Source organism: Streptomyces sp. NPDC007929 (assembly GCF_042959065.1).
Lineage (GTDB): Bacteria > Actinomycetota > Actinomycetes > Streptomycetales > Streptomycetaceae > Streptomyces.
Genome location: NZ_JBIBKD010000004.1, coordinates 618,818 through 643,664, shown reverse-complemented (window position 1 = coordinate 643,664; position 24,847 = coordinate 618,818). Strand labels below are relative to the sequence as shown.

Below are 24,847 nucleotides of genomic sequence, written 5' to 3'. Positions count from 1 at the left end.
TTCCGGACCGGGGATCAAGCGCGCGGACGGCTCGGACGGCCGTCCACATACGTCTCCACGACCTCGATGGCGCCGATGCGCGAGGTGTCGACGCTCCGGGGGTCGTCGGCGAGGACGACCAGGTCGGCGAGTTTGCCCGGGGTGAGAGAGCCCAGGCGGTCCTCCCAGTGGCAGGCGTGGGCGCCCGCGACGGTGTAGGCGTGCAGGGCCTGGTCGACGGTGACGGTCTCGTCCGGGCCGATCAACTGCCCTGAGGCGGAGGCGCGTTCGGCCATGAACTGGACGGCGCGCAGGGGCGACCCGTCGGCGACGGGCCGGTCGGAGCTGCCCACCAGGGGAATGCCGTGGTCCAGGAAGGACCGGCCCCGGTACATCCAGGGCGCCCGCTTCTCGCCCATGATCGAGGCGTAGTCGTCGCCGAAGCAGCGCAGGAAGTTCGGCTGGACGACCGCGCTGACGCCGAGCCGGGCCATGCGCGGGAGCTGGTCGGGCCGGATCAGCCCGGCGTGTTCGATGCGGTGGCGCGCCTCGGGGCGGGGCCGGATGCGCTGGGCGCGTTCGATCGCGTCCAGGGCGAGGTCGGCCGCGCGGTCGCCGATGGCGTGCACGGCGAGCTGCCAGCCGGCGAGGTGGCCGTCCACGACGAGGTCGGTGAGCACCTCCGGGTCGTCCTGCAACTGCCCGGCGTGGTCGAGGCCTTCGTAGCGGCTGGTCAGTGCGGCCGTACGGGCCATCATGCCGCCGTCGGTGTAGATCTTCAGCGCACCGACGGAGAGCCGGTCGTCGCCGAGGCCGGTGCGCAGGCCGAGGTCGAGGGCGCGCGGGATGCCGTCGGACTGGTGCGCGGCGACCGGGCGCAGCCGGTCCGCGGACACCATGAGCTGCACCCGTAGCGGCAACAGGCCCTTGTCGCGGGCGAGTTGGTAGGCGCCGAGTTCGACGGGGCTGTGACCGAAGAGGGTGCCGCCGATGCCCGCTTCGGCGCAGGCGGTGACGCCCTCGGCCAGACAGGTGCGGGCCGCGCGGCCGATCGCCTGGGCCAGGTCCTCCTGGGCGTGCGGGAGGCGCAGGGCGCGGGCCGCGCCCATGGCCTGCTCGGCGAGGAAGCCGTTCTCGTGGGGAATGCCGGAGGGGAGCAGGTCCAGGACGGCGGTGTTGACGACGCAGCCGTGCCCGGAGTCGTGCAGCAGGTAGAGCTTGCGTCCGTCGCTGACCCGGTCGAGTTCGGCGGCGGTCAGATGACGGCCCAGGGCCCGCTGGTCGTAGCCGGCGATGCTCACCCAGTCGCCGGGGGCCCGGCTGCGGGCGACCGCCTGCGCCACGACCGCGAGCACGTCCTCGACGCGGGTGTGGCCCGCGATGCTCGGGGTGTTCTGCTTGAACCCGGTCCAGGCGAGGTGGACATGGGCGTCGATGAACCCCGGTAGCACCGTGGCGCCCTGGAGGTCGACGACCTCCCGGGCGGGCAGGGTGGTCACGGCCTCGTCGAGTCCCGCGATCCGGCCCTGCCAGATGCCGAGGTCATGAGCGACCGGGTGGTCCGGATCCATGGTGAGGAAACGGGCGTTGGTCAGCCTGGTGCACAGCATCGGCGGTGTCAGGCGTCCTGGGCGGCGGCGAGGGACCGGGGGCGCAGGTCCGTCCAGTGGGTCTCCACGTACTCCAGGCATGCCTCGCGGGTGTTCTCCGCGAAGGCGATCGTCCATCCTCCGGGGACCTCGGCGAAGGACGGCCAGAGGGAGTGCTGGCCCTCGTCGTTCACCAGGACGAGGAACCGGCCTTCGTTGTCGTCGAAGGGGTTGGTGCTCATGCGTCGTGCCTCCTCGAGGGGCCAAGATTAGGTTAGGCTCGCCTAATTGACGGAGCTTAGCCTTTGCCCCTTCCCTCTCACAAGGAGACGCTCATGCGCGTGCCCGCCGCGGGCAGTCAGGACGTGTTCGCCGGGTTCGGGCTGCCGGGAGCGCCCGGCAGTTCCGCGTTCTGGGCCGCTGTGGGGGCGCCCTCGTCGGTGCCCGCCGAGGGCGGTGGCTGGGTGACGCTGTTCCTGTGGCGCGGGTCGTCGCCGGTGACCGTCGAGTTCGAGAGCTGGTCGGATCCGGTCGCCCTGCGCCGCTGGCAGGACAGCGACTGCTGGTACGCGGAGGTGCGGATGCCCGAACGGCTGCGGGTGACGTACCGGTTCGTGGCGGGGGACGTCTTCCATGCCGACCCGTTCAACCCGGCCGGGGCGGGTGGCGAACGGTCCATCGCGGCGACGCCGGACGCCCCCCAGCAGCCGCACTGGCCGCTCCTCGGGGCGGACGCGGTGCTGCCCCTGCCGCGGACGCGGGTCCGCTGGGCGAGCGAGCGGCTGGGCGGGCGGCGGACCGTGCGGGTGCATCCGGCGGGGGGTGGTGGGCCGGTGGTGTTGTTGCTCGACGGCGACGACTGGCTCCATCTGCATCCGGCCGTGACCGCGTTCGACTCGGCGGTGGCGGCGGGGGACGTGCCGCCGGTGACCCTGGTCTTCCTGCCGGCCAAGGACCGGGTCGCGGAGTTCACCTGCCGGCCCGAGCTGTGGGAGGCGGTGCGGGACGAACTGCTGCCGCTGGTGGCGGAGTCGGGCGTGCCCGCCGATGCGGAGCGGCTGGTGGTCACCGGGCAGAGTCTCGGGGGGCTGAGTGCGGTGTACGCGGCGCTGGAGTATCCCGAGTTGGTGTCGCGGGTGGCGTGTCAGTCGGGGTCGTTCTGGTGGACGCCGGGTGCCCTGCGGGCGGCTGATCCGTTGGGGGGTTCGGTGGGGGGTGTTCTCGCGGAGCGGTTGCGGGCGGGGGTTGATCTGTCGGGGCTGCGGGTGGCGTTCGATGTCGGGGAACACGAGGACCGGATGCTGCCGCATGGTGAGGTGATCGAGGGGTTGGTGGAGCGGGCCGGGGCGGCGGTGCGGGTGGCTCGGTCGGCGTCGGGGCATGACCGGGCGGGGTGGCGTTCTGCGTTGCTGAGGGATGTGGGGTGGGCTCTCGGGTCGTAGGCGGGTGCGGGTGCGTGGGGGTTGATCGCGCAGTTCCCCGCGCCCCTGAGGCGTGCCCCCCCCGAGCCCCTGCGCGGGAGCTGATCGCGCCCACGCGGCGCAGCCGCGCATCGGCACAGCCCCGCGCCCCTGACGGCGTCTCCCCCGGTCCCTGGAGGAACACACGTGACCTCGACGCTTCCCGCGTAGCGCCGTGGTCGAGTGCGGGGCGGTGGGGGTTGGTCGCGCAGTTCCCCGCGCCCCTGGGGCGTGTCCCCCGAGCCCCCGCGCGGGAGCTGGTCGCGCGGCGCAGACGCGCATCGGCACAGCCCCCGCAACCCTAGGGCGTAGCCCCCGGCCCCCCGCACGGGAGATGGTCGCGCCCGTGCGGGCGAGCTGCGCATCGGCACAGCGCCGCGCACCTGGCGGCGTGTGACCCTGGCTTCCTGAAGCGTTACCGTGCGACCGCCAGGCAATAGGCCTCGTTGTTGGTGAGCAGGTTGCGGTGGGTGTCCTCTGCTGTGATCGTGCCGTCGTCCAGGATCAGGACGCGGTCCGCCGCGTCCAGGAATGCCGGGCTGCTGGTGATCACGATCGTCGTGCGGCCGCGGCGGAGTGTGGACACGTTGCGGGCGATGAGCTGTTCGGTGACCGCGTCGACCGCCGTCGTCGGGTCGTGCAGGACGAGGACGTCGGTGTCGGCGGCCAGGGCGCGGGCCAGGGAGAGGCGTTGGCGCTGGCCGCCGGAGAGGTTGGCGCCGCGGTCGCGGACGCCGTAGTCGAGGCCCTCACGGTGCAGGGCCACGACGTCGGTCAGCATGGACGCCTCGACCGCCTCGGGGACCGTACGGCTCGTGCCCGACGGGTCGATGTTCGTACGGAGGGTGCCCGCGAAGATCTCCCCGTCGTACGGGTTGACCAGCAGGTGCTCGCGGACCGCCTCGACGGACAGGTCCGCCAGGTCCTGGTCGCCGATCCGTACCGAACCCTCGTACGCGGTCGGCGGAACGCGTACGGCCAGGACGGCGGCGAGGTCGGCGGCCGCGCGGGGCTGGTAGGGGGCGATGGCGACGAACTCCCCCGCCTTCACCCGGAACGTCAGGTCGGTCAGGGTGCCGTGGCGGACACCGTCGATCTCCAGGTCGCCGCCCTCCGAGGGGCGTCCCGTGCCTGGGGTCATCACCGGCGGAGCCGACAGCACCAGGGCCATCCGCTCCGCCGAGGCCCGCGCGATCATCACGTACTTGGGCATCTCGGAGAACAGCCTGAGCGGTTCCATGATGAACTGCGCCAGCCCCACCGCCATGACGAGTTCGCCGATGGTGATCCGGCTCTCGAACGCCAGCCAGCCCGCCGTCAGGGTCACGGCGCCGGCGAGGACGGCGTTGAGGGCCAGGGCGGTGCCCGCGTAGACGCCGTTCACCTTGGCGACGGTGATCGACTGGCGCTTCGCCTCGGTACTGACCTCGCGGTAGGACCGGAACGCGGCGTGGTTGCCGCCGAAGCCGTGCAGTGGGCGCAGGCCGGTGATCAGGTCGGCGACCTTCGCCCCCGCTCGGGCCACCCGCGCCTGCTGCTCCTGCGTGCTGCTGCCGATCCGCTTGGACATCACGCTGAGGATCGACAGGATCGCGACCGTGCCCACGATCACCAGCAGTCCGAGCCTGATGTCCGCCAGGCCCAGGGCGACCGCCGCGACCAGCACCGCGACGAGCGAGCTGATCAGCAGCGGCACCACCTCGATGATGTCGGCGGTCTGGTCGGCGTCCTCGGTGGCGATGGTCAGCACCTCGCCGGACTTGAGGTCGACGTCCCTGGCCACGGGCTGGAGGCCGCAGGCAGCGACCTTCACCCGCCAGCGGTGCGCCTCGGTCGTGTTGGCCTTCTGCAGGATCCGCATGCCGAACCGCCACGACAGCGACACCGTCGTGATGATCACGGCCAGGGCGCCGATCGACACGGCCAGCGCCTGGAGGCTGCGCTCGCCCCGCATCGTGTGCTCGACGATCAGGCCGAGCGCGATGGGGAAGGCCGTCTCACCGGCCTGGTAGAGGCCCATGAGGAGGGTGCCCCCGGCCATGGCGCCGAGGTTGCGGCGCAGGGCCGTGCGGAGGATGGCGGCCCCGGGGCGGGGCCGCTGGGTGTCAGTTGTCATCGAGGTGGCGGGCAATCGCTTCCGGGGTTCGCAGGGTGAACAGATCGCGGATGGTGATCACGGGACCGTACTCGCGGCGGAGCAGCCCGACGAGCCGCACCGCCAGCATGGAGTGTCCTCCCAGGGACACGAAGTCGCTCACCGCGCTCACCTCGTCGTCGTCAAGATCCAGTGCCTCGGCGAAGTACTCGCAGACCACGGTCTCGGTCTCGGTCCCGGGCCGCCGCTCCCCCGCCGTGGTCAGCGCGCCCAGCGGCTTTGCCTCGGGCAGCGCCTTGGTGTCAGCCTTCCCGTTCACCGTCAGCGGGATGCCGTCGACCTGGGCGTAGTGCGTGGGCCGCAGGAAGTCCGGCAGCCCGGCGCCCACGTCGGCGGCGACGGAGGCCAGGTCCGCCCCGTCCAGGACCAGGTAGGCGGCCAGCCGGTGGGCGCCGTCGACCTGCGGGTCGGGCTGGGCCACCGCGGCGACGAACCGCACCGCCGGATGTGCCGCGAACACCGCCTCGACCTCGCCGAGTTCCACCCGGTGGCCGCGGATCTTGACCTGCTGGTCGGTGCGGCCCAGGTACATCAGGTTGCCGTCCGGACGGCGCACCACGAGGTCGCCGGTGCGGTACATGCGCTCGCCGGGCTCACCGAACGGGCAGGCGACGAAACGGTGGGCCGTCTGGGCGGGCTGCCCGAGGTAGCCGCGCGCGATGCCGATGCCCGACACGTACAGCTCACCGGGGACGCCGTCCGGCAGGGGCCGCAGCCATGGATCCAGCACGTACACGTCGGTGTTGTCGATGGCCACGCCCACCACCGGGTCCTCGCACTCGAAGGTGCCGACGCCCAGGGTGTTGATGGTGTACTCGGTCGGTCCGTACAGGTTGTAGCCGACCGTGCCCTCGGTGCTGGCGAGCCGCTGCCACAGTGTCGGCGTGACGGCCTCGCCGCCGAGCAGGACCAGGGCCGGCCGCCGCTCGGGGTCGTCGAGCAGCCCCTCGGCGACCAGCTGCTGCGCGTAGGTCGGCGTCACGTTGATCACGTCGATCCCGTGCTCCAGGCAGTACGCCACCAGCCGGGGCGCGTCGCGGCGCAACTCCTCGTCGCAGATGTGCACTTCATGGCCGTCGGCGAGCCACAACAGCTCCTCCCACGACATGTCGAAGGCGAACGACACGGTGTGCGCGATCCGGAAGGTCCGGTGGCCGTGCTCGGCCAGCACCGGCTCGAAGATCCGGCGCTGATGGTTGATCAGCATGTTGGTGAGACCGGCGTACTCGGTCACCACGCCCTTGGGCTTCCCGGTGGAGCCGGAGGTGTAGATCGTGTACGCGGGGTGTCGCAGCCGGCCGGGGTCGTCCGGCGCGAACGTCACGTACGGCTCGGCGTCGGGGAGCGGCCGGTCCAGTTCGATCAGGTCGCCGGTCAGCCGGGGCGAGACCGCGCTCACGGTGAGGATCACCTGCGGCCGGGCGTCGTCGACGATGGCCGCGATCCGCTCGTCCGGGTGGTCCAGCTCCAGCGGCACGTACGCGGCGCCGACCCGCAGGACGGCGAAGAGCGCCGCGACCCAGTCCAGGGAGCGCGGGATCGCCAGCCCCACGGTCGTCTCCGGTCCGATGCCGCGGGCGGCGAGCACACCCGCCACGGCCCGGCTCCGGTCGCGCAGTTCGGCAAACGTCATCGTGGAGCCGTGGGCGACGAGTGCCACCCGCTGCGGATCGCGGTCGGCCGCCCGGTCGAACCGGTCGACGACGGTGTCCGTGCCGACGTCGGTGCGTGCGCCCGGCTCGGGCATCCGGCCCGGACCGGGCAGAGACCCGACCGTCCCGGTGGCACGGGCCAGGCCTTCGAGCACGCCGAGGTAGTCGTCGAGGAGACGGCGGGCGTTGCCGGTGTCGCCGTCGCGGTACTCCAGCTTGACCGTGAGCCGGTCCCCGGGCGTGACGACCCAGGTGAACGGATAGTGGGTGGAGTCGTCGGCCTTCACCGAGGTGATGCCGTGCCGCGTGTTCATCTCGGCGAACGCGTCCATGTCCAGGAAGTTCTGGAGCACGAAGAGGTTGTCGAACAGGGTGTCGTGGCCGCTGGCCCGCTGGATCTCGCCGAGCCCGAGGTGCTCGTGCTCCATCGCCTCGACCCGGGCGGCCTGGACGGCGGACAGATAGGCGCCGACCGTGTCGCCGGGGCGGGCCCGGGTCCACATCGGCACGGTGTTGAGCAGCACGCCGACGATGCCGGAGCGTCCCTCGCCGTCCCGGCCGGAGACGGTCACGCCGAACACGGCGTCGGCGCGGCCGGTGTGCGCGCCGAGGAGCAGGCCGAACGCGCCGGTCAGCACCGAGTTCAGGGTGACGCCGTGCACCCGGGCCGTCTCGCGCACCAGCGCGGACCGCTCGGCGGACAGGGTGTGCACGAGCGCGCTCGGCAGGTCGTCCGAGAAGGACGGCTCCGGTCCGGCCAGCAGCGTCGGGCCGGGCAGCGCGGCCAGGTGGTCCGCCCAGAAGCGCTCCGACACCGCCGGGTCCTTGGCGTCGAGGGCCCGGGCGTACTCCTCGAAGCTGGGTGTGGCGGGCGTCGGATCGAGCGGCTCGCCCGCGAGGACGGCGCGGTAGGCGTCGAAGAGGTCCCGCAGGACGATCTCCCGGGACCAGCCGTCCCACAGCAGCAGGTGGTAGCTGAGCAGCAGGCCGTCCCGGTCGCCGGGCAGGTGCACGACGGTCAGCCGGATCAGCGGCGGCTCACCCGGGTCGAAGCCGGTGTCCCGGTCCCGGGCGCGCAGGGCGTCGACCTCCGCGTCCGTCGACAGGGCGACCGTACGGACGTCGACCCGCCGCCCGGCCTTGAGGACCTGCACCGGGTTTCCGTCCTGGTCGGTACCGAAGCCGGCGCCGACGACCGGGTGCCGTGCGATCACATGGGCCATCGCCTCGGCCAGCGCGCCGGTGTCCAGGCGCCGGTCGAAGGTGAACCAGTTCTGCGCGACGTAGTGTCCGGCCGTGCCCGCCAACTGGGCCTGGAAGAACAGGCCGCGCTGGAGCGGGGTGACCGGGGCGGTGCGCTCGGCCGTCGTCGCGGCGTCGGCGAGGCACCGCAGGGCGTCGCGCCAGTGCTCGGTGATCGTGTCGGGGACGCCCTCGGCGAGGACGAACTCGGCGAGCAGACTGCCGGTGGCCTCGTCGGTCCACGCGTTGACCTCGACGGCGTAGGGGCTGCCCTGGTCGCCGCCGGTGAGGTGCGGCGCCTGGGACTCACTCCCCCGGCCGAGGTAGTTGAACAGCACCTGCGGGCGGGCGGTGAGCAGCGGCGCCGTCTGCGGGTTGAGGTACCTGAGGCGGCCGTAGGCGACGTGTCCGTCCTCGTCGGGCTGGCGCTCGGCGACCTCGCGGGCCGCCGCGACGGGGTCGGTGTGCGCGGTGAGCCGTACGGGTGCGATGGCGGTGAACCAGCCGACGGTACGGGTGTAGTCGTGCTGTTCGAGGACCGGCACCCGGCCGTGCCGTTCCAGGTCGATCGCGAGGTCGCCGGGGGACGGCTGGATGCGGGTCAGCGCGGTGCGCAGGGCGCCGCACAGCAGCTCGGTGAGTCCGACGCCCAGGGCGGCGGGGGCGGTGCGGGTGACGCTGTCGCTCACGTCCGGGGCGAGTGCCACGGTCGTGCTGCGCAACGCCCCTGTGTGCGGCAGCAGTTCGGGAGCCTGGAGGGTGGTGACCCAGTGGCCGAGGTCGTCGAGGTCCTGGGTCGCCCTCAGCGTCAGGGCTTCGGCGTACTCGGCGTACGAGGTGGTCGGCGGGGCGAGCGGCTCGCCGCGCAGGGCCGCGATGAGGTCGTCGAGCAGGATCAGCCAGGAGACCGCGTCTACGGCGAGGTGGTGCACGGTGACGACCAGGGTCCTGGTCGACTCCAGCCACGCGAACGCGATCACCTCGCCTGACTCGGGGTCGAGCTGCCCGGCGGCCTCGTTCGCGACGGCTGTCGCGTCGGTGGTGTCCGGGCGTACGACGGTGATGTCGCGGGCGGACTCGGTGCGCAGGGTCCATACGCCGTGTTCTGTGCGGAGCCTCAGCCGCAGGGCCGGATGGGCGGCGACCACGGCGTGCGCGGCGCGCACGGCGTCCGTGAAGCCGGCGCTCTCGGGGGCCTGGAGCGTCCTGGCCTGGGCGAAGCGGGTGAGGGAGCCGCCGAGTTCGCGCTGGCGGAGGATGATCGGGGTCGGGGGGAGGGGGCCGTCCTCGCGTGGGGCGCCCGCCGGGGTGGCCCGGTGTGTGCTCGTGCCCAGGTGTTCCGCCAGGGCGCGGGGGGTCTTGAGCAGGAAGACGTCCTTCGGCGCGAGGGACAGGCCGAGGGTGCGGGCCCTGTTCACGACCGTGATGGCGATGATGCTGTCGCCTCCGGCGCGGAAGAAGTCGGTGTCGGCGTCCACGGCTGTGCCGGGCAGTGTGTGAGTGAAGATTTCGATCAGCGTGGCAAGTGTCGTGCTGTCACCTGCGAGGGTGTTGTGGCTTGTCGCGCCGTTCCCCGCGCCCCTGAGGGCGCGCTCCACCAAGGCCGTTCGGTCCAACTTGCCGTTCACCGTCAGCGGCAGGGCGTCGATCGTCAGGACCCTGCCGGGGATCATGTGAACGGGCAGCCTCTGCGCCAACCGTCCCTCGAAATCACCCGGCACGTCGCCCACCACATGCGCGACCAGATGATCGCCGGTGTCCGCCACCGTCACCGCCACGTCCGTCACACCGTCGAAGGCCCTGATCGCGGACTCGACTTCACCCAACTCGATACGGAAGCCCTTGAGTTGGACCTGGTCGTCGGCGCGGCCGGTGAAGACCAGTTCGCCGTCGAGGGTGCGGATCGCGAGGTCGCCCGTGTGGTACATGCGGGAGCCGTCGGCCGTGAACGGGTTGGCGACGAAGCGGCCCGCGGTGAGCCCGGGACGGCCCAGGTAGCCGAGGGACACCTGGTCGCCGGCGACGTAGATGGCGCCCTCGCGGCCCGGCGGCACCGGGCGGAGCCTGTCGTCGAGCAGGTAGGTGACCAGGCCGGGGATCGGGCCGCCGATGGGGCTGGTGTCGTCGCCGGGGCCGAAGTCGGCGTCGGTCAGCACCCGGTGGGTGACATGGACCGTGGTCTCGGTGATGCCGTACATGTTGACCAGCTCGGGGGCGGCCGTGCCGTGCCGTTCGACCCAGCCGCGCAGCCGGCCGAGGTCGAGTGCCTCGCCGCCGAAGATGATCCGGCGCAGTGCGGGCAGTGGCTCGCCGGCGAGCCGGTCGGCCTCGATGAACTGGTAGAAGGCGGACGGGGTCTGGTTGAGGACGGTGACGCCGCGCTCGCGGACCAGCCGGTGGAAGTCGACCGGGGAGCGCGTCAGCCCGTACTCGGGCACCAGCAGCTCGCCGCCGTGCGCCAGCGCGCCCCACAGCTCCCAGACCGCGAAGTCGAAGGAGAAGGAGTGGAACTGGACCCAGACGTCCCGGGGGCCGAAGTCCATGTCCGGCCGGGTGTTCGCGAGCAGCGACACCACGCTGGAGTGCGGGACGACGACGCCCTTGGGGCGGCCCGTGGATCCGGAGGTGTAGATCACGTAGGCGGGGGTGTGCCAGTCGGGCTCGGGCGCGGGCTCCGGGCGGGTGTCCGAGGTCTCTTCGCCCTGGACCAGCACCCTGGCCCGCACCCCTGCGCGGGCCAGGAGGTCCGTGAAGCGGTCACGCTGGTCCCGGTCCACGAGGACGACCTGCGGGGCCGCGTCGCCGAGGATGTACTCCAGCCGCTCGTCCGGGTACGCCAGGTCGAGGGGGACGTACGCGCCGCCCGCGCCGGCGATCGCGACGAGGGCGACGACCTGCTCCAGGGAGCGGGGGACGGCGACGGCGACCCGCTTGCCCGGGCCGACGCCCGCCGCACGCAGGGCACCGGCCAGGCCGTCCTTGGCGTCGGACAGTTCGCCGTAGGTCAGGGAGCGGGTGGCGCCGTCGAGGCCGCACTGGGTGACGGCGGTGGCCGCCGGGTCGCGGCGGGCGGCGGCGTCGAACAGTGCGCCCAGGGTGGTCGGGGTGAGCGGGGCGGGGCGCCGTTCGGCTCCCGCCGCCAGGGCGTCGACCGGGGCGTCCGGGTGGGCGAGCAGGGCGGTCAGGGTCCGGCTGAACGTGTGCAGGATCGTCCGGGCGGTCGTCTCGCGCAGCAGTTCGGCGTCGTAGACGAGGTTGAAGCGGGGGCGGCCGTCGGGTGTGCGCTCGACCACGAGGGTGAGCGGGTAGTGCGGGGCGCCCTCGTTGACGAGGTCCGTGATGGTCAGGGTGTCCCCGGGGCTGCGCAGCGCGGTCAGGTCCGTGGCCACGTCGAACACCACGAGCGTGTCGAAGAGTGGACCGGTGCCCACCTGGCGGCCGATGCGTGCCAGGGAGACGTGCTGGTGCGGCAGGACGGTGCTCTGGTGGTCGCGCACCGAGGTCAGCAGGTCGGCGGCGGTGGCCCCGGAGCTCCAACGGGCCCGTACGGGGATGGTGTTGATGAAGAGGCCCACCATGTCGCCGATGCCGGGCACGTCGGCGTCGCGGCCGGAGACCGTGGAGCCGAAGACCACGTCCCGGCCCTGGAGGAGCCCGCCGAGGGTGATGGCCCAGGCGCTGTGCACGGCGACGCTCAGTGGCACTCCGGCCTCGCGGACGGCGCTGTCGATGTCGTTCTCGGGTGCCATGGAGGTGTCGGCGAACCGGTCGGAGGGGGTGTGGCCCTCGGCGACCAGCGACGGGCCGGGCAGTCCGGCGAGTTCCGCGCGCCAGACGCGGTCGCTGTCGTCGGCGTCGCGTCCGGCGAGCCAGCGCACGTAGTCGGCGAAGCCGCCGACCGGGTAGACGGTGCCGGGGGCGTGGTACTCAGTGAGCAGCGCGCGGAGCATCGGCGGCACGGACCAGCCGTCGGCGATGATGTGGTGCACGGTCTGCACCAGGACGTCGTGGCCGGAACCGGTGCGGATGAGGGTGTACCGCATGAGGGGGCCGGTGGCGAGGTCGAAGCCGGTGCGGCGGTCGCGTTCGGCGAGGTCGCGTATCTCCTCGTCGGTGATGCCGGGGCGGTCCAGCGTGGTGAAGGGGGCTTCGGCGCCGCTGTCCAGGACGGAGACCACGCGGCCGTCGGCCAGGGCCGTGAAGCGCGCGGCCAGGTTCGGGAACAGGGTGAGCAGCCGGGTGGCGGCCCTCGCGAGGCGGTCGGCGTCCACCTCGCCGTCCAGGGTGAGCAGTTGCTGCTCGACGTAGGCGCCCGCGGAGTCGTCGTCGAAGACCGAGTGGAAGTAGAGGCCTTCCTGGAGCGGGGTGAGCGGCAGGACGTCGCGCAGCGCCGGGCCGTCCAGGGCGTCGACGTCGGCCTGGGTGAGCGGCACGAGGGGGAAGTCGCTGGGCGAGTGGCCGCCCTGGTCGAGGGCGGCGAGTCCGGTCAGGGCGGTGCGGAAGTAGTCGCCGAGTGCCGTGATGTCGGCGTCGGTGAACAGTCCGTCGGGCCAGGAGAGCGTGGTGACGAGCTCGTAGGCGCCGGAGGCGGCGGGTTCGGCGATGGCGTTGAACTCCAGGGCGCGCGGCAGCCGCATCCGGGGGTCGCGCTTCTCGCCCAGCTGGCCGGTGGTGCCCGCGAGTTGCCAGTCGCCGGGGGCTCCGGCGGCGAAGCGGCCGAGGTAGTTGAAGAGCACCTGGGGTGCGGGGGCGTCGAACGCGCAGTGGGTGAGGTAGCGCAGGGCGCCGTAGGAGACGCCGTTGTCGGGGACCTTGGCGAGGTCCTCCTTGACCGCCTTGAGGGCGGCGGTCAGGTACTCGGGGGAGGTGAAGTCCGGTGCCGTGCCGGGGTCGACGGTCACCGGGAAGAGGGTGGTGAACCAGCCCACGGTCCGCGACAGTTCCGGCTCGAAGCCGGCGGAGTCCGCGACGAACTGCCCTTCTCGGCCGTGGCCTTCGAGCTCGATGTGGGCGAAGGTCTGGTCCTGGCCGAGGTCGCGGCGGTGCCGGGCGAGGGCGACGGCGAGCGCGGTGAGCAGGACGTCGTTGACGCCCGCGTGGAACTTGGCGGGGATCTCGTTCAGCAGGGTGGCCGTCACCTCGGGGCCGACCGTGACGGTCCGCAGGCGTTCGCCGGCGACGGTGTCGGCGTCGGACAGGGCGCGGCGGGCCAGCGGGTGGTCCTCGCCGGGCAGGGGGCGACGGTAGTAGGAGCTGTCGGCGTCGAACGCGGCGCGTTCCAGCAGCTGTGTCCAGCGCCGGAACGACGTGCCCACCGGGGGGAGTTCGACGGCCCGGCCCGCGCTGAACTGCCGCCAGGCGGTGGCCAGGTCCTCCATCAGGACGCGCCAGGAGACGCCGTCGACGCTCACATGGTGGGCGACGAGGACGAGTTGGCGTGCTTCCTCGCGCCAGACGGCGCTGAGCATCACGCCGTTCGTGGGGTCCAGTGCCTCGGTGGCGAGGGCGACGCACTCGTCGAGCGGCCGGTCGCTGCGCCGCAGGCAGGGCGCGGTCCGGTCCGGGCCGGGGATGTCGAAGCTCCAGTGGGTGCCGCGCACCAGTTTGGCGCGGAGCATGTCGTGCCGGGTGAGGAGGGCGGTGAGGATCGTGTCGAGGGCGTCGGCGGTCAGGTCCGCCGGTGTGTTCAGGACGACCGACTGGACGAAACCGTCGACGGCGTCCGTGGTCTCGCCGAGCCACTGCACGATGGGCGAGCCCACGACGGTGCCGGTGGGGACGTCGGCGTGGTCGACGGCGGAGGCGTCCTCGCGGCTCGCGACCGCGGCCAGGGCGCCCACGGTGCCGTGGGTGAAGATCTGCCGTGCCGTGACGTGCAGGCCCTGTTCGCGCAGGGCGCTCAGCAGGGAGATCGCGAGGATGCTGTCGCCGCCGAGCTGGAAGAAGTCCTGGTCGACACCGACCTCTTCGAGGCGCAGCACCTCGGCGACGGCGGCGCACACCGCGCGCTCGTCGTCGGTGGTGGGGCGCACCAGTGGGCCGGCCTGGGTGGTGGGCTCGGGCAGCGCGTTGCGGTCGAGCTTGCCGTTGGCGGTAAGCGGGAACTCCTCCATGACGACGATGTGGGCGGGCACCATGTACTCGACCATGTGCGCGGCGGCCCATGCCTTGACCTCGTCGGCCCGCAGTCCGTCGCCGCCGGCGGGTATGACGTAGCCGACCAGGTAGGTGCCGCCCGCGGTGTTCTTCTTCGCGACGACGCAGGTGTGCCGGACGCCGGGGTGTTCGGCGAGGCCGGCTTCGACGTCCTCGATCTCCAGCCGCATGCCGCGGATCTTGATCTGGTTGTCGGCGCGGCCGAGGAAGTCCAGCGATCCGTCGGGGGCGAAGCGGGCGAGGTCGCCGGTGCGGTAGAGGCGGGAGCCGTCGTTCGCGAAGGGGTTGGCGACGAAGCGGGAGGCGGTCAGGCCCGGGGCGTTGACATAGCCGCGGCCCAGGAGGAAGCCGCCGACGTAGAGTTCACCGCCGACGCCGACCGGGACCGGGCGCAGTTCGTCGTCCAGGACGTAGAGCTGGGTGTTGGGGTTGGCCTTGCCGATGGACGTCGACAGGCGTTCCGCGGCGCCCCGGTAGATGACGTGGGAGACGCCGATGGTCGTCTCGGCGGGGCCGTAGCCGTGGTACATGGGGATGTTGTCGAGCTTGGTGCGGAACCGCTCGTACAGCTCGGGGGTGAGTACCTCGCCGCCGCACCAGACATGCCGCAGGCTGTCCAGGCGGCCGGAGTCGCCGGCCATCTCCAGCAGGACGTCCAGCATGGATGACACCAGATAGGTGAAGGTGACGCGCTGTTCGGCGATGACGCTGAGCAGGTGGTGGGGGTCGCGTTCGCCGCCGGGCCGCAGGACGACGAGGCGGCCGCCGCAGACCAGCGGCAGGAAGATCTCGTTGATGGAGATGTCGAAGGACAGCGGCGCCTTGAACAGCGAGGCGTCGTCGTGGCCGAAGCCCAGGATCTCGTTCACCTGCCACAACAGGCGTTCGCTGATGGCCTCGTGACGGATCATCGCGCCCTTGGGCCGCCCGGTCGAACCGGAGGTGAAGATCACGTAGGCCAGTGCGTCACCGAGGACGGTGACGCCGGTTGCGTCCTTCGGGTACGCCGCGTAGCGCCAGTCGCCGAGGTCGACGGGCAGGGCGTCCGGTTCGGCCGGGTCGTGCTCGCCCGAGGCGTTCAGCTGGACGACGACCCGGGCGTCCTCGATGACGACGGCGCGGCGGGCCGCGGGCCACTGTGGATCGAGCGGTACGAAGGCGCACCCGGCCTGGAGCACGGCGAGCAGGGCGACGACCATGTCGGCGGAGCGGCTAAGGGAGATGCCGACGACCTGTTCGGAGCCGAGTCCGCGGCCGAGCAGGTGGTGCGCCAACTGGCTGGACAGTTCGGCGACTTGGCGGTAGGTGAGGGTGCGGTGCTCGTCGACGACGGCCACGGCGTCCGGGCGGGCGGCGGCCTGTGCGCGGAACATCTCCACGAGGGTGGGGCGGTCGCGGTCGGCCCGGTTGTCGTTCCACTCGGCCAGGGTCCGCAGCCGGTCCGCGACGCTGGAGGGGCCGACGGTGCCGAGCGGCCGGTCCGGGAAGTCGGCCAGGTCGTCCAGCGCGCGCTGCGCGTCTTCGACGGTGACGCCGTCGGGGAGCGTGATGCCGCGACCGTCCGGGGAGATCTCCCAACCGGTGGGCGCCGTACCGCCGTTGCCGACCCAGCCGAGGACGTCGGCGAAGAGGGTGCCGGGGGTGAGGTCGATGCCCTCGGGGCTTCGGCCGGTCGCCCAGTACGACAGGCCGATGGCGCAGGCCTCGGTGATGGTCCTGTGCGGGTGGTCGCCGATCCGGCGGCGCACCTCGGCCAGGCGCGTGGGGGAAAGCAGTGCGAGACGAGCGCGCGGTTGCATCATCGAAGACTCAGCGTCCCTTCCAGAATATGGAGTTAGGCTAACCTAAATAAGGGTTGCCTAACTACCCTCTCGCCAGGCCCGCCACAGTCGTGCGTACCGGCCGCCCAGAGCCACCAGTTCCTCGTGTGTGCCCTGCTCCACGACGCGTCCCGCGTCGAGCACGGCGATCCGGTCCGCCGCCATCGCCTGGGTCAGCCGGTGCGCCACGAACAGCGTGGTCCGGCCCGCGCACGCGGCCAGCACGGCCCGCTCCAGCTCGGCGGCGCCCTCACTGCCGGCCTCGGCGGTCGACTCGTCGAGCACCACCACCGGAGCCCTGCCCAGCACCAGCCGCGCCAGGGCGATCTGCGCGACCTTGGTGACGTCCAGGCGCTCGCCGCCCTCCCCGACCGGGGTGTGCAGCCCCTCGGGCAGCGCGGCGACCCAGCCCTCGGCGCCGACGGTGCGCAGCGCGTCCAGCAGTTCGGCGTCGGTGGCGCCCGGGGCGGACAGCCGCAGGTCGTCGGCGAGCGGGCCGGAGAAGACGTGCGTCTCCTGCGTCAGGATGCTCACCAGGGCCCGCGCCCCGGCCTCGTCCAGGCCGGCGAGATCGGTCGTCCCGATGCGCACCGATCCGGACTGCGGGATGCCGATGCCCGCGATCAGCGCGGCCAACGTCGTCTTGCCCGCACCCGTGGCCCCCACCAGGGCGAGCGACCCCCCGGCCGGGATCGTCAGGTCGACGTCCCGCAACACCGGCTCCTCGGAGCCCGGGTAACGGAACGTCAGCCCCTCGACCGTCACCGGGTACGCCCCGGCCCCGGCGGCCGTGACGGATTCGTCGCCGACCAGCCGCTCTTCGGCGGACTCCCCCAGCACCCCGACCAGGCGGGTCAGGCTCGCGCCCGACTTCTGCGCCTCGTCGAAGGTGAACATGATGGCGCCGAGCGGGGTGAAGAGCCGGTGGAAGAGCAGCGGGGCGGCCGACACCTCGCCCAGAGTGGCCGCGTCGGCCTCCAGCAGGGCGTACCCGACGACGAGGATCAGGACCAGACCGATGAACTCGGCGCGGTTCTCCCGGCCGACGAACCGTCCGAAGAACCGGAACACCTCGATCCCGAGTTCGCGCACCCGCCACGACTCGGTGGTGACCTTCTCGCGGAAGGCACCCTCCAGGCGGTACGCGCGCACCGTGTCGATGCCGTTCAGGCCGCTGATGAAGGCCTGGGCGCGGTCGGCCTGGGCCACGCGCTGTTTGCGGTAGAGCGGGGCGGAGCGGGGCAGGTACCAGCGCAGCGCCAGCGCGTACGCCGGCAGCGCGCCGGCGCCGGCCAGGCCGAGCCGCCAGTCGAGCCCGAACATGCCGAGGGTCGCGATGACGACCAGGACGCCCGCCGAGAACACCGTGGGGACGGCCGTACGGATGCCCTTGGAGATGACGGCGACGTCGTCGCCGACCCGGGAGAGCACGTCTCCCCGGCCGACCTGCTCGATCCGGGTGCTCGGCATGCCGAGCACCGCCCGGACGGCGCCCTCGCGCAGCCGCGCGAGCAGGTCCGCGCCCAGCCGTCCGATCAGGTAGGTGGAGACCGCGGTGGCCGCCGCGCCGAGCAGCGCGGCGGCGCCGATCAGCACCCCGATCGTGACCAGGACCGAACGGTCCTCGCCCTCGACGACCCCGTCGACCACCCGGCCGAGCAGAAGCACCGGGAGCACCTGGAGCGCCGCCCCCGCGACCGTGGTGAGCACGGTCGCGGTGGTCAGGCCGGGCATCGCGCGGCAGTGCCCGGCGACCCATCGGGCGGCCTCGCGCCCGGTCGTCGTGCGCAGGGTCGCCGGGGCGACGCGCGTGTCGGTGGTGCTCACTTCCCTACTCGACCGACTTGACGAGCTCGTCGATCGCGTACGGCATGGACAGCAGGGTGCCCTGGGAGATGGCCGCGCCGACCGCGGGTCCCTCGCTGTCGAGCAGGTAGGACACGTTGCCCTTCTTGACCGCGTCGAGGTTGGTGAACAGCTTGAACTTCTTGAGCGCCTCGGTGTCGGCCTTGTCGTTGATGACGAAGATGTGGTCGACGTCGACGAGGTCGATGCGCTCGGGCGAGAGCGTGGTGTAGAAGTTGCCGCCCGCGACCTTGTCGATCTCGGTCTGGTACGTGTAGCCGATGCCCGTGACGAGCCGGCCGCGCACGTCGGTGGAGGTGAAGGGCGCGACCGAGTCCTTGTACCAGGACAGTGCGACCGCGGTCTTCTTGCCGAGCTCCGGGTGCTCCTTCTTGGCCGTGTCGAGCTGCCCCTGGATGTCGTCGACCATCTTCTGGCCCTCGTCGGCCTTGCCGAGGGCCTTGGCGATGTGCAGGGCGTTGTCCTGCCAGGGCGCGCTGAAGGGCTCCTTCTCGCCCTTGGTGCGGGCCACCGTGGGGGCGATCTTGGAGAGCTTGTCGTAGGCGGCCTGGTCGATCTCGGAGTACACCGCGACGATCAGGTCGGGGCGCAGGGCCGCAATCTTCTCGTAGTTGGGGCCGGAGTCGCCGTTCTCCATGACGACCTCGGGCTTGGTGTCGCCCCACTTGTCCTTCACCCAGGGCCACTGGGTGTTGATGTCGGGGCTCTTACCGGGCGGGTTCGGGTACTGGTCGACCATGCCGACGGGCTTGATGCCGAAGGCCAGGACGGTCTGGTCGTCGGTGTAGCCGACCGAGACGACCCGCTGGGGCGCCTTGTCGACCGTGGTGGAACCGAAGGCGTGCTCCACGGTGACCGGGAAGGCACCGGCGGCCGCGGCCTGAGTGGGCTCGCCCTTGTCGCCGGCGGTGTCCGAGCCGGAACCGCAGCCCGCGAGGAGACCGACCCCGAGGGTGGCCGCGGACAGAAGAGCCGCCAGCCGCCGCCACGGCTTCCCGGGCGTCGTTCGATGGAGGAGCATCCACATCCCCTTGCTTTCGCGCCAGTTCACTGCACCCTCACCTAAGGGCAGGCAAACCTTATCGTGCCTGAATAAGGTTAGCCTAGCCTTACTGGCGCTTCGCTGCCGGGCCGTGACCGGGCAGCACATGGGTCCGCCCGATCGGCACGATGAGCGGCCGGTCGCCGACCGGGTCGTCGATCACCCGGGCCGTCAACCCGAAGGCCTCCTGGAGCAGTTCGGCGGTGATGACGTCCCGGGGGTGCCCCTGCGCCAGGACCGACCCCTCGCGCATCACCACGAGGTTGTCGCTGTAACGCGTGGCGAGATTGAGGTCGTGCAGCACCATGACGACGGTGCAGCCCGACTCGTGCAGGTCGTCCACGAGGTCCAGGACGTCCACGGCGTGCGCCAGGTCCAGATAGGTCGTCGGCTCGTCCAGCAGCAGCAGATCGGTGCCCTGGGCCAGGGTCATGGAGATCCACACGCGCTGGCGCTGCCCGCCGGACAGGGCGTCGACCGGGCGGTCGGCCAGGTCGGACACGCCCGTCATGGCCAGGGCGCGCTCCACCACGTCGGCGTCGTCGGACGACCACTGGCGCAGCCAGCTCTGGTGCGGATGGCGGCCCCTGGCGACCAGGTCGGCCACGGTCAGCCCCTCGGGCGCGACCGGCGCCTGCGGCAGCAGTCCGAGCTTCTTCGCCACGTCCCGCGTCCGGAGACGGCCGATGTCCTCGCCGTCCAGGACGACCGCCCCCTTGGCCGGCTTGAGCAGCCGCGAGAGCGTCTTCAACAGGGTCGACTTCCCACAGCCGTTGGGGCCGATGATCGTGGTGATCACGCCCGGCGGTATCGCCACGTCGAGTTCGTCGATGACGACCCGGCCACCGTAGCCGACCGTGACTCCTCGGGCTGCCAGCCGCGAGGTGCCGCCGCCGACCGCGGCCTCGGTGACGGACTGTGCGACCACGGGTCCCCCCTTGCTTAGGTTCACCTGACTCTTGTACATCTACCGCAGGTTCGCCCGCACCAGCAGATAGACGAGGAAGGGCCCCCCGATCGCGGCGGTGACCACCCCGACCGGGAGCGAGACCGGCAGCGCCGTGCGCGCGAGAAGGTCGGAGCCGATCAGCAGCAGCGCGCCCGTCAGGCCGGAGGCCACCATCGGCGGTGTGGGGCAGCGCGCCAGACGCATCGCCACCTGCGGTGCCACCAGCGCGACGAAGGGCACCGGGCCGGCCGCGCTCACCGCCACACCGGCCAGCAGCACCGCACACAGCAGCAGCACCGCCCGCACCCTCGTGTACCGGACACCGAGGCCCGCGGCCACCTCGTCGCCGAAGTGCATCGGCCGGAACTGGAAGGCGACGCAGGAGACGACGAGGAGGAGGGCGAGCCCGCACCACAGGGCCGTCCACACCTCGCCCCACGAGCGGTCCTCCAGCGAGCCGACCAGCCACGCCTGTGCCCGGGCGACGTCCCGGATGTCGGCCGTGACCAGCAGCCAGGTCGTGATGGCCTCCATCACGGCGCTCACCGAGATGCCGATGAGGATGAGCCGGAAGCCGTCCACCCCGCGCCGCCACGCCAGGAAGTACACCAGCAGGCCCGTGCCGAGTCCGCCCGCGAGCGCCGCGGCCGGCAGACCCACGGAGTTGACGATCGCCGTGGCGGTCCCGCCCGAGACGGTCACCAGGAACACCGCGACCGCACTGGCACCCGAGGTGATGCCCAGGACGTCCGGGCTGGCCAGCGGGTTGCGTGCGATCGACTGCGTGATCGCGCCGGACACCCCGAGCGCGACGCCGACGACCAGCCCGGCCAGAGCCCGCGGCATCCGCAGGTCCATGATGATGAACCGGTCGACCTGCTCGCCGCGTCCGAAGAGCGTGGCGAGCACCTGCGGAAGGCCGAGGGGGAAGTCCCCCACGGCGATGGAGACGCAGAACACCAGGAAGACCGCCGCCGCGAGCAGCAGCGTGACACTCAGCAGCCAGGGCCGCCAGACGAACGACACCCGGCCGAGCCGCACGCCCGGCGGCAGGGACGGCTTCACCTCGGTCACGTTCATGCGCTCCTGAACTTTCCGCGCCACACGAGGACCGCGAAGAAGGGGGCGCCGAGCAGCGCCACGAGAACACCGGCGTCCAACTCGCCCGGCCGCACCACCAGACGGCCGACGATGTCGCAGAACAGCAGGACGACGGCCCCGAGCAGCCCGGCGTACGGCACGAGCCAGCGGTAGTCCGGGCCGGTCAGATACCGGGCCACGTGGGCCACCATGAGGCCGAGGAAGGCGATGGGCCCGCACGCGGCGGTCGCGGCACCCGCCAGCAGGGTGATGGCGGTGATGCCGACGGTCCGGCTCAGCGCGATGTTGACGCCCAGGCCCCTGGCCACGTCGTCGCCGAGGTTGAGCAGGTTGAGGGAGGGCAGCGTGGTCAGGGCCAGCACCAGCCCGGCGCCGATGAACGCGGTCACCGGCCAGATGACGTCGAATCCGACCCCGGCGAGGGAGCCGGCGTTCCAGAACCGCAGGGCGTTCAGCGACGCCTGGTTCGACAGCGCCACCGCCGTGGTCATCGCCATGAGGAACACCGTGATCCCCTGCCCGGCCAGTGCGAGCGTCAGCGGGTTCCCGGCCCCCCGGCCGATGCTCGCCAGCCCGAAGACCACGACACCGGCGACGGCCGCGCCCGCGAAGGCGAACCAGACGTACTGGAAGGGGTCGGAGAACCCGAACACCGCGATCACCGACACCACCGCGAACGAGGCACCGGTGTTCACCCCCAGCAGGCCCGTGTCGGCGATGGGGTTACGGGTGTATCCCTGGATGAGCGCGCCGCCGACCCCGAGGGCGATACCCGCCACGATCCCGAGGACCGTCCTGGGGACCCGTACGGTCTCCACGATGAGCCGGATCTCGGTGAGCCGCCGGTCGGACTCCGGCGCGGCGAACAGCCCGTGCCACACCTCGGTGGGGGTCAGCGCGCGCGCCCCCACGGCCAGCGACAGCACCGTGGCGATCACCAGGAGCGCCATGAGGATGCCCAGACCGGCCGCCCGGCGCCGACGGGCCGGTGACGGGCCTCTGGTCGCGGGGCGCTCCACTGCAGCAGTCGTGCCCATGTCGACGTACGTTATCCCTTGCGCGGTGGGCGACTTGACCGGACGGTGCGGTGCGAGGCGGTTCGGGCCCGCGGGCTCCCGGCTGCTTCAGCGGGCGGCGCTGCCGGTGCCGTCGGCGAGTGTGCGGGTCCGGTCGGCGGGCTCGGCCACGCGGCCGAGGAGCGAGTCCAGGATCTCCCCCACCCTGATGGCGGTGTTGGAGAGCAGCGACGAGGTGATGCCGTGCGTGTGCTCCGTGCCGCCCTGAAGGTAGATGCCGCAGCGCAGGGTGGGGTCGGTGGAGATGCTCCAGTCGCGCTCCACGCGGACCCGGCCCTCCTCGTCGCGCAGGCAGCGGTCGGCGACCTCGCCGAGCAGGCTCGTGGGGTCGACGGGGCTGTAGCCGGTGGCGAAGACCACGACGTCCGCCTCGAGGTCGGTGTCCTCGCCGGTGACCAGGGAGGTGATGGTGGCGCGGACGCTCGACGGCGACTCCTTGACGCCGGTGAGGCGGGAGACGTTGAGGAACTTCAGGCGCTCGGTGCCGAGGACCTTCTCCTGGTAGGACTGCCGGTAGAGGTCGTCGATCAGGTCGATGTCCACCACGGAGTAGTTGGTGTTGCCGTGGTAGTCCATCAGCCGGCGCTTGACGTCCTCGGGGGCGGCGAAGTACTCGTCGACGGCCTGGGGGTCGAAGATCCGGTTGGCGAAGCTGCTGTCGTCGGCGGGGCTGTAGCCGTACCGGGAGAAGACGGCGCAGACCTCGGCCTCGGGGAAGCGGCGGTGCAGATAGGCCACGTTCTCCGCGGCGCTCTGGCCGGCGCCCACGACGACGAACCGGGAGGGCGAGGTGCCCTCCAACTCATCGACCTTGGCCAGCAGTTCGGAGTTGTGCCAGACGCGTTCGCCGCGCTCCACACCCTCCGGCATCAGGGGGCGCAGGCCGGTGCCGATGACGAGGTTGCGAGCCCGGTGGATCTCCAGGCCGCCGCCCGAGCGGACGGTCACCTCCAGGTGGTCCACGACGCCGTCCCGGGTGACGGGCGCGACGCCGACGACCTCGTGGCCGTAGGAGACCATGTCGTCGACCTGGGCCGCGGCCCACTCGAAGTAGTCGTGGAACTCCACGCGCAGCGGGAACAGGTTCTTGTGGTTGATGAAGTCGATCAGCCGGCCCTTGCTCTGCAGGTAGCACAGGAAGCTGTACTGGCTGGCCGGGTTCCGCAGCGTCACCAGGTCCTTGAGGAAGGAGACCTGCATGGTGGCGTCGTCGATGAGCATGCCGCGGTGCCAGCCGAAGCGGGGCTGCTGCTCGAAGAAGTGGGCGGTGACCGCCTCCTGCCTGCCGACGCCGCCGTTGTGCTCGCGGAGCGCGATCGCCATGGCCACATTGGACGGCCCGAAGCCGATACCGATCAGGTCGTGGACCGGTGATGCGTCATCAGGAAGAACCTGCGACATGTCACTCCCATCGTGCGGGGCAGCCGCGTGTCAGGTGTGGAGGGAAGGAAGGACGGGCATGCCGACGCCACGGCCCGCCGAGGAACTTAGGTGAGCCTAAGCTAAACGAGTTGAGGTGTCGACAGGGCAAAACGGACACCGGCCGACCGGACCCCGTGATCGGGCTCCGTCAACTGGACGATTCCGCAGGACCGTTGCGGACTAAGGTAAGCCTTGCTTTACTTGCGTCGGCCACTGTCTTGCTCTGAGGAGGAACCCCATGCGGGTCGTCATGTTCGGTTACCAGACCTGGGGGCATCGCACCCTGCAAGCCCTCCTGGAGTCCGAGCACGACGTCGTGCTGGTGGTGACCCACCCCAAGAGCGAGCACGCCTACGAGAAGATCTGGAGCGACTCCGTCGCCGACCTCGCCGAGGAGCACGGCGTCCCCGTGCTGATCCGCAACCGCCCTGACGACGACGAGCTGTTCGAGCGCCTCAAGGAGGCCGACCCGGACATCATCGTGGCCAACAACTGGCGCACCTGGATCCCCCCGCGCATCTTCGGCCTGCCGCGCCACGGCACGCTGAACGTGCACGACTCCCTGCTGCCGAAGTACGCCGGGTTCTCCCCGCTGATCTGGGCGCTGATCAACGGCGAGCCCGAAGTGGGCGTCACGGCGCACATGATGAACGACGAGCTCGACGCCGGCGACATCGTCCGGCAGGAGGCGGTGCCGGTCGGCCCGACGGACACCGCGACCGACCTCTTCCACAAGACCGTCGACCTCATCGCCCCGGTCACCATCGGCGCGCTCGGCCTGATCGCCTCCGGGCAGACCGAGTTCACCCGGCAGGACCGCTCCCAGGCGTCCTTCTTCCACAAGCGCGCCGACATCGACAGCCGCATCGACTGGAGCTGGCCGGCCGAGGACCTGGAGCGCCTGGTGCGCGCCCAGTCCGAGCCGTACCCGAGCGCCTACACCTTCCACCGGGGCAAGCGGCTGGAGGTCCTGGCCTCGTTCGTGTCCGAGGGCCGCTACGGCGGTACGCCCGGCCGCGTCTTCTACCGCGAGGGCGACGGCGTGGTGATCGTCGCCGGCGCCGACGCCCGCACCGGACGCAACCGCGGTCTCGCCATCACGCGCGTACGCACCGAGGACGGCCGGGAGTTGCCCGCCGCCGAGTACTTCACCTCCATGGGCGGCTACCTCACCGACCGCCCCTGACGTGCCGGCCCCGGTACGGTCCCGGGGCCGGCCGGCATCGCCGCCGCGCGGACCGGCTCCGCGCGGCGGCGGTCGCGCGCGATGTCTCCCACCCACCCCCCAAGTAGCCGATTTCCGCCTGGCGTTCACAGTCGGGGCACAGCCGGGCTACC

Annotated in this window: 12 protein-coding genes; 2 read left to right on the top strand and 10 right to left on the bottom strand. The window is 71.9% G+C overall.

Going from position 1 to position 24,847, the window contains the following annotated elements:
- Window positions 1-14: 14 nt before the first annotated feature.
- A complete protein-coding gene (locus ACFZDE_RS16440) occupies window positions 15-1,589 on the bottom strand; it encodes an amidohydrolase family protein (RefSeq protein ID WP_391200335.1) in 1,575 nt (524 codons plus the stop codon).
- 8 nt (window positions 1,590-1,597) lie between these two features.
- Window positions 1,598-1,810 carry an MbtH family protein gene (locus ACFZDE_RS16435; protein WP_352118251.1) on the bottom strand — a complete coding sequence of 71 codons (213 nt, stop codon included), beginning with the start codon at window positions 1,808-1,810 and terminating at the stop codon, window positions 1,598-1,600.
- 93 nt (window positions 1,811-1,903) lie between these two features.
- Between ACFZDE_RS16435 and ACFZDE_RS16430 the strand changes: the two genes are divergently transcribed.
- On the top strand, window positions 1,904-3,010 hold the full coding sequence (locus ACFZDE_RS16430) for an alpha/beta hydrolase-fold protein (RefSeq protein ID WP_391200333.1): 1,107 nt from the start codon (window positions 1,904-1,906) through the stop codon (window positions 3,008-3,010).
- A gap of 433 nt (window positions 3,011-3,443) precedes the next feature.
- Here the strand turns inward: ACFZDE_RS16430 and ACFZDE_RS16425 are convergent, their stop codons facing one another.
- The 8 genes from ACFZDE_RS16425 to ACFZDE_RS16390 all read right to left on the bottom strand — a co-directional run bounded on the left by ACFZDE_RS16425 (window position 3,444) and on the right by ACFZDE_RS16390 (window position 23,488).
- On the bottom strand, window positions 3,444-5,144 hold the full coding sequence (locus ACFZDE_RS16425; protein WP_391200332.1) for an ABC transporter transmembrane domain-containing protein: 1,701 nt from the start codon (window positions 5,142-5,144) through the stop codon (window positions 3,444-3,446).
- The gene (locus ACFZDE_RS16420; RefSeq protein ID WP_391200331.1) at window positions 5,134-16,035 is read right to left on the bottom strand and encodes an amino acid adenylation domain-containing protein; all 10,902 of its coding nucleotides are present in this window, start codon (window positions 16,033-16,035) and stop codon (window positions 5,134-5,136) included. The genes ACFZDE_RS16425 and ACFZDE_RS16420 overlap by 11 nt, the downstream gene beginning before the upstream one ends.
- A 57-nt stretch (window positions 16,036-16,092) precedes the next feature.
- Window positions 16,093-17,880: an ABC transporter transmembrane domain-containing protein gene (locus ACFZDE_RS16415; RefSeq protein ID WP_391200330.1), complete on the bottom strand. Its 1,788-nt coding sequence runs from the start codon at window positions 17,878-17,880 to the stop codon at window positions 16,093-16,095.
- Between the two features lie 4 nt (window positions 17,881-17,884).
- Window positions 17,885-18,940, bottom strand: coding sequence for an ABC transporter substrate-binding protein (locus ACFZDE_RS16410; protein ID WP_390996294.1), 1,056 nt, complete (start codon window positions 18,938-18,940; stop codon window positions 17,885-17,887).
- A gap of 88 nt (window positions 18,941-19,028) precedes the next feature.
- Complete coding sequence (locus ACFZDE_RS16405; RefSeq protein WP_391200328.1) at window positions 19,029-19,889, bottom strand: ATP-binding cassette domain-containing protein; 861 nt, start codon at window positions 19,887-19,889, stop codon at window positions 19,029-19,031.
- Between the two features lie 39 nt (window positions 19,890-19,928).
- The gene (locus ACFZDE_RS16400) at window positions 19,929-20,990 is read right to left on the bottom strand and encodes an iron chelate uptake ABC transporter family permease subunit (protein WP_391200327.1); all 1,062 of its coding nucleotides are present in this window, start codon (window positions 20,988-20,990) and stop codon (window positions 19,929-19,931) included.
- Window positions 20,987-22,048, bottom strand: a complete 1,062-nt coding sequence (locus ACFZDE_RS16395) for an iron chelate uptake ABC transporter family permease subunit (RefSeq protein WP_391200326.1) — start codon at window positions 22,046-22,048, stop codon at window positions 20,987-20,989. The genes ACFZDE_RS16400 and ACFZDE_RS16395 overlap by 4 nt, the downstream gene beginning before the upstream one ends.
- A gap of 87 nt (window positions 22,049-22,135) precedes the next feature.
- On the bottom strand, window positions 22,136-23,488 hold the full coding sequence (locus ACFZDE_RS16390; RefSeq protein ID WP_390996283.1) for a SidA/IucD/PvdA family monooxygenase: 1,353 nt from the start codon (window positions 23,486-23,488) through the stop codon (window positions 22,136-22,138).
- Window positions 23,489-23,747: 259 nt separating this feature from the next.
- Between ACFZDE_RS16390 and ACFZDE_RS16385 the strand changes: the two genes are divergently transcribed.
- On the top strand, window positions 23,748-24,695 hold the full coding sequence (locus tag ACFZDE_RS16385; RefSeq protein ID WP_390996281.1) for a formyltransferase family protein: 948 nt from the start codon (window positions 23,748-23,750) through the stop codon (window positions 24,693-24,695).
- The last annotated feature ends 152 nt before the right edge of the window (window positions 24,696-24,847 follow it).